Origin of the sequence: Candidatus Microthrix parvicella Bio17-1 (assembly GCF_000299415.1) — a bacterium.
GTDB lineage: Bacteria > Actinomycetota > Acidimicrobiia > Acidimicrobiales > Microtrichaceae > Microthrix > Microthrix parvicella.
The window spans coordinates 164,456-175,864 of sequence record NZ_AMPG01000002.1 but is presented as its reverse complement, the minus strand read 5'-3'; the positions used below and the strand labels follow the sequence as shown (position 1 = coordinate 175,864).

The window sequence follows — 11,409 nt, the reverse complement described above, 5'->3', positions numbered from 1 at the left end:
TGGGTTCCGCCCAATGAGCAACAAGCGTGATCGCAACGTCGGCCGACCTTCGTTGGCCGAGGAGCGGGCTGCGGTGCAGTCGGGCGGGGACGAGCGACGGGCCGCCGAGCGCCGACGGTTGGAACAGCATTTTGGCGAAGAGACACCGGGCCGAGCGTTGATCGCCGCTTCGTGGTTCGCTGCCGGCGCGGTCACCCTCACCGGAGTGATCGGGTGGTTGGTGGGCGGACCGTTTGAGATCATTGCGTTCGTCGTGTCGCTCGTCTTGTTTTTCGCCGGTCTGTTGGCGGCAATGGTGGGCTTTGTGGTTGCCGCCGCCAGGTCCCGACGCGACCGCCTGGACCTGGGCCGTTTGGCCCTCCTCACCGGCATTGCCCCGCCCCGGGTCCGAAAGTCACTCTTCGGTGCGCTGGCCGTGCAGGTGATCGGTGGCCTGCTGCCTGCGATCGCCACCAAGGGCCTGGAACTGGACTTCGGCACGCTGGTACCCATGATGGGGGTGGGGCTGATCTTTTGGTGGGGTGCCGCGTACGGCGACTTCCCGCCGCTGGACGAGGACGGGCGATGAGCGCCACCGACACCCGGGTCATTCTCTTCATGGGTAAGGGCGGCGTGGGTAAGACCACGATCGCCGCCGGTTCGGCCCTGCTGGCCGCAGAGGCGGGGGAGCGGGTGGCGGTCACCTCCACCGACCCGGCACACTCGCTGGGCGACGCGCTCGGCCGAAGCATCGGTTCGTCACCGATGCAGATCACGCCGGGGTGTCATGCCCAGCAGCTCAGTGGGCGCGAGCGGCTGGAGGATTCGTGGAACGAGGTGGGCGGGTGGTTGCGAAGAGCGTTCGCATGGGCCGGCCTCGACGAGCTTGAGGCCCAGGAGCTGACCCTGCTGCCCGGCCTGGAGGAACTCTTTGCCCTTGCCGAGGTGGCTGCCCTGGCTGCCTCCGGCCGCTTCGACACCGTCATGGTTGACTGCGCTCCCACCGCCGAGACGCTGCGCCTGCTGACGCTGCCCGAGGTGCTGGGCTTCTACCTCGACCGATTCGATTCCCAGCGATCCCTGCGCAAGACGGCCGGGGATGCGCTGCGACGCTTGGGTGATCTGCCGATCGCAGACGCACAGCTGGCCCGTGCAACCCGCCGACTCACCGATGAACTCGCAGCTGTCAACTCGCTGCTGTCGGCTGACCAGACCTCGGTGCGGCTGGTGCTGACGCCCGATCGGGTGGTGATCGCAGAGGCTCGTAGAACACAGACGGCGCTCAGCCTGCACGGCTTCAACACCGATGCGGTGATCGTGAACCGGCTCTTGCCCGACGGCCTCACGGACCAGTTCACCAAGGACTGGCGCACCGCGCAGTTGGCTCGGCTGAGCGACGTCCGATCCGGGTTCGGTGGGGTCGACACGCTGGTGGCCGAGATGGCCGCGTCGGAGCCGATCGGCCCCGACGCACTGGTGTCGTTGTCTCGCGGACTCTATGAAGATCGGGCACCGTCGGCCGTGCTGGGACGAAGCCAGGCAATGGTGGTGCTCACCGGCGCCGAAGGCCCCGAACTACACCTTCCCCTGCCTCAGGCGGACAAGGCCCAGGTGGACCTTTGGGCGGGCGACGGGGAGGTGCACCTGACGGTTGGGGACCACCACCGCAACCTGGTGCTGCCGGGCGCGCTGGCAGCCCTGGAGGTTGCAGGGGCGTCGTTCGTCGACGACGTCCTGGTGGTCAGATTCCGCTGAGGATCGGGCCTCGTCCAACCCATACACTGAAGCCGTGGCCGATTCGCTCCAAGATGCACCTCAGGCGCTTCAACACGCTGCGCTGAAGGCGATCGACGCGATGCGGGGCCTGCTCGACGCCGCCGAGGACGTGGTGGCCGATCCGCGCAACCTCGAGGATGCCGTCTCCGGGGTGAGCGCGTGGACCGAGAAGATGGCGGCCACGTTTGGCGGAGGGCGGGGCGATGCTGAGGAAGACGGTGCTGGCCAGGGCGGAGCGGGTGAGGGCGGAGCGGGTGAGGGCGGTGGGGATGACTCCGTCGACGATGAGGCGGCGACGACCACGCGACGAGAGCGTCTGCGTCGCATCCCCCTCGACTGAGCGGGAGCGGCCCGGCATTCCCGGGGTGTCTGGCTGAGGCGGCCGGGTACCGTTGCTGTGGTGAGCGCTCGCCTGCTGACCACTCCTCCGCACCTGATCGGTCTTGATCTCGGAGGCACGAAGCTGGCGGGCGGGGTGGTCACGCTGGAGCCGGACGGAGCGGCAAGGTTGCTGATCGAGGAGCGGGTGCCAACCCCCGAGTCCAGCGAAGCGTTGGTGTCGGCAATGGTTGGAATGGTCACTCATCTCATCGGGGCCTCACCTCATCAGCCGGTCTCGGTGGGTGCTGGAATCGCCGGCCACATCGGTCTTGACGGTGTGGCGGTGCAGGCTGCCAACACCCCGATGACGGTTGGAGTCGACCTGGTGACCCCCCTGGTGGAGGCGTGCTCCCTTCCCGTACGAATCGACAACGATGCCAACGTGGTTGCCTTGGCGGCTCATCGCGAACTGGCCCCCACAGCGTCTGCGCTGGTGGCGGTCACCTTTGGCACCGGCATCGGCGGGGGACTGGTTGTGGGCGGCGAACTGTGGCGGGGTGCGGCGGGCCTGGCGGGGGAGCCGGGCCACATGATCGTTGCCGCGGGCGGACCGAAATGTCGCTGTGGTCAACGAGGGTGCTGGGAGGCGGTTGCGTCGGGCAATGCGCTGGGAGCGGCGGCGCGTCGGGCCGTGGCCGCTGGAGGCGCCCCGCTCCTGGCGGCCCGTGCAACGGCCGCGGGACGGTTGGAGGGCCGCGAGGTTACGGAGGGGGTGAAGGCGGGCGACGATGACGCCCGACGTGTGTGGCATGAGTGGACGGGGTGGGTGGCGGTCGGCTTGGCCAACTTGATTCAGGTGATCGACCCGGACGTGATCGTCTTGGGCGGCGGTGTGTCGGCCATGGGCGACCTGTTGCTCGACTCGGTGCGGGATCACCTCCAAGATATGGCGCTTGCGTTGGATGCCCGTCGGCTGAGCCTGGTGTGTGCCCCCGGCGGCCCCGCGGCCGGGGTGGTGGGTGCGGCCTTGGCCGGATGGACCGGCTGCTGATCAACCGGTTGGGGGCTTCGGCCGGCGACGTTGAACGCCCAGGTTTACCAACGTCGCAAGCTGGGTACGCACGTCCCGACTCGAAGGAGTCTGCGCGTGACCTTCATCGGACTGGTTTGGCACAACCTTGCTGCTCGAAAGCTGAGAGCGGCGCTGACCGCTTCGGCGGTGGCCATCGGCGTGATGGCGGTGGTGGCGATGGGAACGCTGACCTCCAGCTTGAAGCAGTCGGCCACCGGTTACCTGAAGACCGGCAACGCCGACTTCTCACTTGCCCAGAAACACACCGACAGTCTGTTGAACTCTCTTCTGTCAACCGACGACATCGCCAAGGTGGGGCAGCAGCCGGGGGTGGCCGAAGCCATTGGGGCGCTGATCGAGCTGGGCCACTATGACTCCGCCAACCCGTCGGTTGTGCAGGTTGGGCTGGACCCGGATGCGCAGAAGAGCTTTGGAGTCATTCTGCTGAAGGGCAGGACCTACGGGGCTACGAGCACCGACGAGGTGATGTTGGGATACACCCTGGCCGAATCGATCCACAAGGGCGTGGGTGACTCCCTGACGATGGACGGTCACAAGTACCGCGTGACCGGTTTGTACCGCACCAATGTCGCGTATGGAAACTCCACGATGATGTTTCCGTTGCCCGTGCTCCAAGGCCGCTACCAGGCGGCGGGCCAGATCACGCTGGGGTTCGTCAAGTTGGCGCCGGGGGCCAACAAGGCCAAGGTGAAGAGCGACCTGGAGGCGAAGTTTCCGCAGTTGGCGGTCGTAGCGTCCGAGAGCGACTACGGACTGGTCGACAACACCTTGGTGCTGATCTCCGCAGCAAACACCGGCGCCGGGATTCTCGCCGGGGTTATCGCCATGACGGGGGTGCTCAACACGTCGTTGCTGTCGTTCTTCGAGCGCATGCGGGAGTTTGGGGTGTTGCGTGCCATCGGATGGGCCCGACGCCGAATTGTGGCGCTGGTGCTGGGCGAGGCGTTGGTGGTCAGCCTGATCGGTGCGGTGGTGGGTGTTGCTCTGGGCTGGGGTGCGGTCAACGTGCTGCAAAACCTGGCGGCGCTGAAGGGCGTGTTCCACCCGCAGTACACGGCGGCCATCTTCTGGCGCTCGTTGGGGTTCGCCGTCGGAGTGGCGTTCATCGGCGCGTTGTATCCGGCACTCCGGGCGGCCCTGCTCTCGCCGGCGGAGGCGATGCGTCGTGAGTGACCCCACGGTGAAAGGTCCGATGCCCATGGTTGAGGTGCAGGGCCTGGAAAGGTCGTTCGGCTCGACGCGTGTGCTCCACGACGTCGCCTTCGAGGTTGCCGGCGGCGAGTTCGTCACCATCGTCGGTCCGTCGGGTTCTGGTAAGACCACGTTGCTGCATCTTCTCGCCGGCCTGGACCGTGCCGATGGCGGCAGGATCATCGTCGCCGGCACCGACGTCGCCCATCACCGCCGACTGACCCGGTATCGGCGGGACGTGATCGGGCTCGTCTTTCAACTGCACAACCTGATCCCCAGGCTGACCGCTGCCCAGAATGTTGCATTGGCCATGTTTGGCACCAACCTTGGTCATCGTGAGCGGGCCCGACGCGCCGACGAACTGTTGAAACTCGTTGGTCTGGAGAACCGAACCGACTCCACGCCACCGAACATGTCGGGTGGGGAACGTCAACGGGTGGCGGTGGCGCGGGCGTTGGCCAACCGGCCCAAGCTGTTGCTGGCCGATGAGCCAACGGGCAGCCTGGACGACGACTCGGCGAAGGTGGTGCTCGACGTGTTCGATCGGCTGCGGGAGGAGTCGGGTTTGACGATGGTGGCGGTCAGTCACGACGTGCGCCTCAACGTGCGTGCTGATCGCCTGCTCCGCCTTGCCGACGGGAGCGTCAGCCCCGGCGTTTGAGGGGTGCCTACACCGCCGGCTTCAGCGACGGGACGGGGGAGCCCTTGCGGCCCCCCAACCCATCCAGGCAGAAGACAACGATGTCGTCGGTCACCTCGTCGATGCTGCGGTGGGCGTCGTGCAGGCCGTGGGTGGCCAGCGCATCGGTGACGGCCAGAATGGCCCTGGCCTGCCCGATGGGGTCGCCACGACGGATTGCTCCGGCGTCCATGGCGGCCCTCAGTTCGTTGACGGCATCGTCGATCAGCAGGTCCTGGAGGCGTCGTGCCAGCGGGCCGAATGTGGCGTCGCGATGGGCAAACTCGAAAAGGGCCGTCAGTTGTTGGTGCTCGGCGGCCCAGCGAACCGCTGCTCGAATCGCTGCGGGAATCCGCACCAGGGGGTCGTCGCTGTGGGACACCGCCGCCAGTTGGCAGCGCCGCAGATCGGTCATACCGGCAGACAACAGGTACCCGAACAGCTCTTCCTTGGAGCGGAAGTACCAGTAAAAGACGCCCTTGCCGACACCCATCGAGTCGACGATGTCAGCGATCGAGGTGGCCCGGTAGCCGCGTTCGGCGAACCGGGCCGTGGCGACTTCGAGCAACTGTGCTCGGCGTTCCTCGCCGCGCGGGGTCAGGGATCGATCCACCGCGACCACCGTAGTTCCCTTGACCGTTCGGTCAAGCTTGGCCGTCTCCCGAAGGTCGACACCGCCGGGTGGGAAACCGGCTCCTCCGTCGGCGCATCGCTCAATTCGCCGTTGGGCTCAAGCGAGTGGTCGATCCCACCCGCGGGACCGTTCCACCGCTTCCAGCCAGCGCCGATAGTTCGCCTCGATGACAGTGGCGTCGCCATCGGCCTCGAAGGTGGCGTCGCTCGCCCATGCCGCGGCCACGTCGTCGAGTGAGGCCCAGAAACCTTCGGCCAGTCCGGCGAGAAATGCGGCGCCCTGGGCGGTGGTCTCGCGTTCGCGTGAGCGTCGCACCGGCACACCGAGCTGGTCGGCCTGGATGCGGACCAGGAGGTCGGCCGCCGAAGCGCCACCGTCCACCCGGAGCTCCGCCAACGGGGTGCCGGAGGCGTTTGTCATGGCGTCGACGACGTCGCGGGTTTGGTAGGCGATCGATTCGAGTACGGCCCGAGCGAGGTGGGCCTTGGTGGTGCCTCGGGTGATGCCGAGCATCGTGCCGCGCGCGTAGGGATCCCACCACGGGGAGCCCAGCCCGGTGAACGCCGGCACGACGACGACGCCGTCGGTGTCCGACACTGACTCGGCCAGCGAACCCACCTCGGCCGCCTCGTCGATGATGCCCAGACCGTCGCGCAGCCACTGAATCCCCGCGCCGGTCACGAAGATCGAGCCTTCCAGCGCGTACGTCACCCGTCGCCCGCCCGCGCCGTCCGGGAGCGACCAGGCGGTGGTGGTGATCAGGCCCTCGACGGCGTCGGGTCGTTCGGTACCGACGTTCATCAGCACGAACGATCCGGTGCCATAGGTGTTCTTGGTCATGCCCGGCTCGAAGCACGCCTGCCCAAACAGTGAGGCCTGCTGATCGCCGGCGATACCCGAGATGGGGGTGCCCTCGGGCAGACCCCAGCCGGGCGCCACCGTGCCGAATCGCCCCGAGGAGGCCAAAATTTCGGGAAGGGCCGCGCGGGGTACGCCGAAGAGGTTGCACAGTTCGTCGGACCAGTCACCGGAAGCGAGGTCGTACAGCATGGTGCGGCTGGCGTTGGTGTCATCGGTGGCGTGAACCGCGCCCCCGGTGAGGTTCCACAGGAGCCACGAGTCGATGGTGCCCACGGCAAGGTCGTCGCTGCGCTCGACGCCGCCTTCGGTGAACATCCACTCGAGTTTGGAGGCCGAGAAGTATGGGTCGGCGACCAGGCCGGTCTTGTGACGAATCAGGTCCAGGTGTCCATCGGCAACCAACCGCTCACAGCGATCGGCGGTGCGGCGGTCCTGCCAGACGATGGCCCGGTGGAGGGGCTCGGAGGTACTGCGGCTCCAGGCGACGACGGTCTCGCGCTGATTGGTGATGCCGACGGTCGCCACGGGCTCCGTCAAGGACGCAGTCAGCTCAAGGAGCACTTCGCGGATCACCGAGGCGATCTCCGTGGCGTCGTGCTCGACCCAACCCGGCTGGGGGAAGTACTGGGTGAACTCCCGATAGGCCAGACCGACGGTGCGAGCCGCCTCGTCGATGGCCAAGGCCCTCACCCCGGTGGTTCCGGCATCGATTGCAATGACCACTGGCACGGTTGCCGATCGTAGTGCAGCGAGTTGTCACCGATCGGTCCCGGAGGCGCCGGGCTCTGCCATGCTGGTTGCATGCGATTAGGAGTGCTGACCTCCGGCGGCGACTGCCCGGGCCTGAATGCCGTGATCCGTGCCGTGGTGCGCCGGGCAGAGCGGGCGTTCGGTGCTGAGGTGATCGGTTTCGCCGACGCATGGCGCGGCGTGTTGGAGGGTGACTACGAGACCCTGACCGTGGAGCGCTGCCGGGGCCTGCTGCCCCGTGGTGGCACCATTTTGGGTACGTCCCGAATTCAGCCCTACCAGTTCGATGATGGGGTCCAGCGTGTGCGGAAGACCATGTTCCGTTTGGGTCTCGACGGGATCATCGTGATCGGCGGCAACGGATCGCTGGGCGCTGCGCGGGATCTGTGCGTCGACGGAGTGCCCTGCATCGGGGTGCCAAAGACCATCGACAATGACGTCGCCGGCACCGACGAGACATTTGGGTTCGACACCGCGGTCGGCGTGGCCACCGACGCCATCGACCGACTGCACACCACCGCCGAGGCCCACGAGCGGGCCATGGTGGTCGAGGTGATGGGGCGAGACGTGGGCCACATCGCACTCCACGCCGGGCTGGCCGGGGGCGCGGCCACGATCCTGATACCCGAGGTGCCGTTCCACATCGACGACGTGGTGGCCGTGATCGAGCGTCGGCGAAAGCTGGGCCGGTACGCCTCGATCGTGGTGGTGGCCGAGGGCTCGATGCCGGCCGAGGGCACACTCGACATGCCGAGCTACGAAACCGACGAGTTTGGACACCGGCGGTTGGGTGGGATCGGCGGCGTGGTGGCCCAGGAACTGGAACGCCGCAGCGGCATGGAGTGTCGCCTCACCACCCTGGGTTACGTCGTGCGCGGCGGTACCCCCTCATCTCGAGACCGCGTGTTGGCCACCCGGTTTGGGGTGGCGGCGGTCGACCTGGCCGCCGAGGGTCGCTGGGGTTCGATGGTGGGACTGGCCGGGACCTCGGTGGTGCCAGTGCCGCTGGACGAGGTGGCCGGGCGGATCAAGACGTGCGACCTGGATCTCTACCACGAGGTGGCCGAGGTCTTTTTCAGCTGAGTTGGAGCGGTGCGTCAACAGGCGCTAGTCGGTGGTGCTGCTGCACTCCGAGCTGAGCGTGCTCCGCTGCTCCACCAGGGTGACCAGGTCGACCGCCTCTTCGACGGTGGCGTCCAGCTTGGCCGGCTGGGCCATGGCCCCAACGAAGTCGCACGGCGTGACCGTGTTTTGGGCCCCGTCAGCAGTGGAGATGGTGGCGCGCTGTCCGGCGATGAAAAACCTGAAGCGACGGTCGGGTTGGAACTGTGACCCGACGCCCAACACGATCTGGCCGATGGCGGTGGTGCGAACCGCCCCATCCACCTGCAGAAATTCCTTGGACAGGTCGATGGCGATCACTCCATCGGCGCGAACCTCGCCCGAGAGCAGCTTCGTATTGCGTGGAATGCTGGTGGAGACCCCGGCGTCCACTTCATCGGCGGTTGGACTGGCCAGGGTTGCCCGGGTGATTGCGGCCACCGTCACCTGACGAACATCACGCTTCACGGGAACCAGTTGCGACTCGCCGTCCACGAGATAGATGGGAGCGCTTTCGTCGCCGGTGCTGGGTGCATCGGGGGTGACGGGCACCGGGTCGGTGAGGTCGGATGGGAATGCCCGAGGGGTGTCGTCGGGGGTGATACCGCACCCGGTGGCCAGCGACAGGCAGCCGGCAAGGACCCCGATGGCCGCCAACCTGAACATGGGGCGGCGTGGCTGGGTTTGTGGGAGAGCGGTCAGGATCATTTCCCTACAATTCCATCACGGTGTCTGAGTCGGTGGGCGGCACCTCGGGGATGTGGAGCACGAACACGGCGCCGCTCTCGCCGTCGTCCCGATCGGCCACCCCAACCTCACCGCCCATCAAACGGGCGTGCTCCGCCACCAAGGCGAGACCCAGCCCGACGCCGCTACCGGCGCCGCGGCGGCCGCCCTGCACCCCTCGACTGAACCGCTCGAAGATGAGGTCCCGTTCGTCGACGGGGACACCAGGCCCGCCATCAACCACCGAGATCGAGACGGTGCCGTCGGATCGGTGAACCTCCACCCGCTGCACCCCGTCGCCGTACTTGGCGGCGTTGTCGATGAAGTTGGACAGCACCCGAACCACGCGCACCTTGTCCATGGGCATCACCAATGCGTCCAGGTCGTCATCGGCGACGATCGTCGTGTCCTTCCCGGCCACCGCTTCCACGGCGCGGCGGACCACACCCATCAGCGAGATTTCGTTGACGTCAAGTCGAACCGCCCCGGCATCAAAGCGGGAGATCTCCAAAAGGTCTTCCACCAACTGCGTGAACCGAACCAGATCGGACTCCAGCAGGTCGAGGGCGGTTTTGGCCCGATCTGGAAGGTTGTCGGCGGCCCGGCTGAGCACATCAACCGACGCGTTGATCGTGGTGAGCGGTGACCGGAGTTCGTGGCTGACGTCGGAGGCAAATCGCGCGTCGCGGTCGATGCGCGCCTGCAGCTTCTCCACCATGCCGTTGAAGGATGAGACCAGAGGGCCCAGCTCGGGGTCCTCTGCATAGTCGGCCGCATTCAGCCGGGTCTCGAGATGACCATCGGCGATCCGACCGGCTGCATCGCCCACCAGCATCAACGGTCGGAGGGCCCTGCGGCTTGCCCACCAACCCAGCGCGGCACCCGCCAGCGTGGTGATCGAGCTGACAATGATGAGGGTCACGGTCTGCGACTGCACGGCGGTGGCAATGTCGTCGATGGCGTTGAGTTCGAAGTAGGCGCCGTTGGCATCGGGCAGGGGCACGCCCACCGCCGTGTAGAGCGTGTCCTTCGACTCGACCCGCATCACCGCCGGCTGTCCGTCCCACAGGGCCTTGGTGACCAGGCTTTGCGGGAGGTCACCGATGGGAACCTCCCCGGTGAGGAACAGTTGGGGCTCACGATTGCCCGAACCCGGGTTCTTCAGCATGAGAAACTGTGGGCCCTGGGCCTGGAGGTCGCTGAGCAGCGGGGTGGGATCGGCGCCGGGCTGAAGGTTCTTGAGGAGCCCGTCCAGGGTGGTGGCGCTGACCGAGGTTCGGGTGATGGTGCGGCGTTCACGCTCGGCCAGCAGTGACCGACGGGTGAGGTTCAGCGTGGCTGCTCCGAGAATGATCGACAAAACCAAGGCGCCCAGGGTGAAGGCGAGGGTGACACGTGATCGCAGACCCAACTGCGACTCGCTCGTCTGGCTCCGCTTGCGGGCGTGCGGGGAGAGGAGCTTCGTCGGCCCCGCGGTGGTGGGTGCCCCGGCACCGGCAGCCTGCAGGGTTGACTCGGAACCGACCTGATCGGAATCAGACGACCCGCCGCCGGCCTGGTCGACCGAGCTCACGCCGCCAGCTTGTAGCCCAGGCCCCGAACGGTCAGCACATGCCGTGGGTTGCCCGGGTCGGCCTCCACCTTGGTCCGCAGCCGACGAACGTGGACGTCCACCAAACGGCTGTCGGCCAGGTAACCGTGCCCCCACACCTTGTCGAGGAGGTCCTCGCGGGAAAAGATCTTGCCGGGTGAACTGGCGAGTTCGACCAGGAGTCGAAACTCGGTCTTGGTGAGGTGGATGGTGACACCGGCCAGGGTGACCACGCCCTCATCAGGGATGATGTCGAGGTCGCCGAAACGCATGCGGTGCTGCACCGTGTCGCCCGACCGAACCCGACGAAGCAGCGCCCGGATGCGGGCCGACAGCTCCTTGGGCACGAAGGGCTTGGTGAGATAGTCGTCGGCGCCTGCCTCAAGACCGGCAACCACGTCGTGGGTGTCGGCCCTGGCGGTCACCATGATGATCGGGACGTCACTCTGACGGCGCACGGCGCGGCACACCTCGAAGCCGTCCACCCCGGGCAACATGATGTCGATGAGCACGACATCGGTGGGACCGGCGCGGAATGCCTCGATCGCAGCCTCGCCGGTGGCGGCCTCCACCACTTCCCAACCCTCATCCTCCAGGGCCAGCTTCACCGCGGTGCGGATTCGTTCGTCGTCCTCGACGGTCAGGATTCGGGTGCTCAACGTGGGGCTTTCATTTCTGGGCCGGGCGGGCGCGGGGCTTGTTGCAGG

The 11,409-nt window shown here is 67.0% G+C and carries 12 protein-coding genes; 7 read left to right on the top strand and 5 right to left on the bottom strand.

Annotated elements, in window-relative coordinates; genetic code table 11:
- The first annotated feature begins 13 nt into the window (after positions 1-13).
- The 6 genes from MPARV_RS0108995 to MPARV_RS0108970 all read left to right on the top strand — a co-directional run bounded on the left by MPARV_RS0108995 (position 14) and on the right by MPARV_RS0108970 (position 5,021).
- Entirely contained in the window at positions 14-568 is a 555-nt protein-coding gene (locus tag MPARV_RS0108995; protein ID WP_020378003.1) for a hypothetical protein, read from the top strand.
- Entirely contained in the window at positions 565-1,734 is a 1,170-nt protein-coding gene (locus tag MPARV_RS0108990) for an ArsA family ATPase (RefSeq protein ID WP_012224715.1), read from the top strand. The genes MPARV_RS0108995 and MPARV_RS0108990 overlap by 4 nt, the downstream gene beginning before the upstream one ends.
- Before the next feature lie 34 nt (positions 1,735-1,768).
- The gene (locus MPARV_RS0108985; RefSeq protein WP_020378002.1) at positions 1,769-2,095 is read left to right on the top strand and encodes a hypothetical protein; all 327 of its coding nucleotides are present in this window, start codon (positions 1,769-1,771) and stop codon (positions 2,093-2,095) included.
- A 60-nt stretch (positions 2,096-2,155) separates the two neighbouring features.
- Positions 2,156-3,127: an ROK family protein gene (locus tag MPARV_RS0108980; RefSeq protein WP_157789532.1), complete on the top strand. Its 972-nt coding sequence runs from the start codon at positions 2,156-2,158 to the stop codon at positions 3,125-3,127.
- 96 nt (positions 3,128-3,223) lie between these two features.
- Positions 3,224-4,342, top strand: coding sequence for an ABC transporter permease (locus MPARV_RS0108975; RefSeq protein ID WP_012224702.1), 1,119 nt, complete (start codon positions 3,224-3,226; stop codon positions 4,340-4,342).
- Positions 4,335-5,021 (top strand): ABC transporter ATP-binding protein, encoded by a 687-nt coding sequence (locus MPARV_RS0108970; RefSeq protein WP_012224700.1) that lies wholly within the window; start codon positions 4,335-4,337, stop codon positions 5,019-5,021. The genes MPARV_RS0108975 and MPARV_RS0108970 overlap by 8 nt, the downstream gene beginning before the upstream one ends.
- Positions 5,022-5,028: 7 nt before the next feature.
- Here the strand turns inward: MPARV_RS0108970 and MPARV_RS22545 are convergent, their stop codons facing one another.
- Both MPARV_RS22545 and glpK read right to left on the bottom strand, forming a co-directional pair.
- Positions 5,029-5,652, bottom strand: coding sequence for a TetR/AcrR family transcriptional regulator (locus MPARV_RS22545; protein ID WP_157789531.1), 624 nt, complete (start codon positions 5,650-5,652; stop codon positions 5,029-5,031).
- 117 nt (positions 5,653-5,769) lie between these two features.
- Positions 5,770-7,257, bottom strand: coding sequence for a glycerol kinase GlpK (gene glpK, locus MPARV_RS0108960; protein ID WP_020377999.1), 1,488 nt, complete (start codon positions 7,255-7,257; stop codon positions 5,770-5,772).
- Between the two features lie 78 nt (positions 7,258-7,335).
- On the opposite strand from glpK, the gene MPARV_RS0108955 reads away from it, so the two are divergent.
- The gene (locus MPARV_RS0108955; RefSeq protein WP_012224695.1) at positions 7,336-8,367 is read left to right on the top strand and encodes a 6-phosphofructokinase; all 1,032 of its coding nucleotides are present in this window, start codon (positions 7,336-7,338) and stop codon (positions 8,365-8,367) included.
- Positions 8,368-8,391: 24 nt separating this feature from the next.
- Here the strand turns inward: MPARV_RS0108955 and MPARV_RS0108950 are convergent, their stop codons facing one another.
- Genes MPARV_RS0108950 through MPARV_RS0108940 form a run of 3 tightly spaced genes read right to left on the bottom strand, consistent with a single transcriptional unit; the run spans position 8,392 to position 11,361 of the window.
- A complete protein-coding gene (locus tag MPARV_RS0108950) occupies positions 8,392-9,093 on the bottom strand; it encodes a GerMN domain-containing protein (RefSeq protein ID WP_020377997.1) in 702 nt (233 codons plus the stop codon).
- Between the two features lie 4 nt (positions 9,094-9,097).
- Positions 9,098-10,684, bottom strand: coding sequence for a HAMP domain-containing sensor histidine kinase (locus MPARV_RS0108945; RefSeq protein ID WP_020377996.1), 1,587 nt, complete (start codon positions 10,682-10,684; stop codon positions 9,098-9,100).
- Positions 10,681-11,361: a response regulator transcription factor gene (locus MPARV_RS0108940; RefSeq protein ID WP_012224690.1), complete on the bottom strand. Its 681-nt coding sequence runs from the start codon at positions 11,359-11,361 to the stop codon at positions 10,681-10,683. The genes MPARV_RS0108945 and MPARV_RS0108940 overlap by 4 nt, the downstream gene beginning before the upstream one ends.
- Positions 11,362-11,409 lie beyond the last annotated feature (48 nt).

What these genes read in the sequence shown, in the direction of transcription:
- MPARV_RS0108995 (WP_020378003.1), top strand. Translation starts at nt 14, where the DNA reads ATGAGCAACAAGCGTGATCGCAACGTCGGCCGACCTTCGTTGGCCGAG.
- MPARV_RS0108990 (WP_012224715.1), top strand. Translation starts at nt 565, where the DNA reads ATGAGCGCCACCGACACCCGGGTCATTCTCTTCATGGGTAAGGGCGGC.
- MPARV_RS0108955 (WP_012224695.1), top strand. Translation starts at nt 7,336, where the DNA reads ATGCGATTAGGAGTGCTGACCTCCGGCGGCGACTGCCCGGGCCTGAAT.
- MPARV_RS0108950 (WP_020377997.1), bottom strand. Translation starts at nt 9,093, where the DNA reads ATGATCCTGACCGCTCTCCCACAAACCCAGCCACGCCGCCCCATGTTC.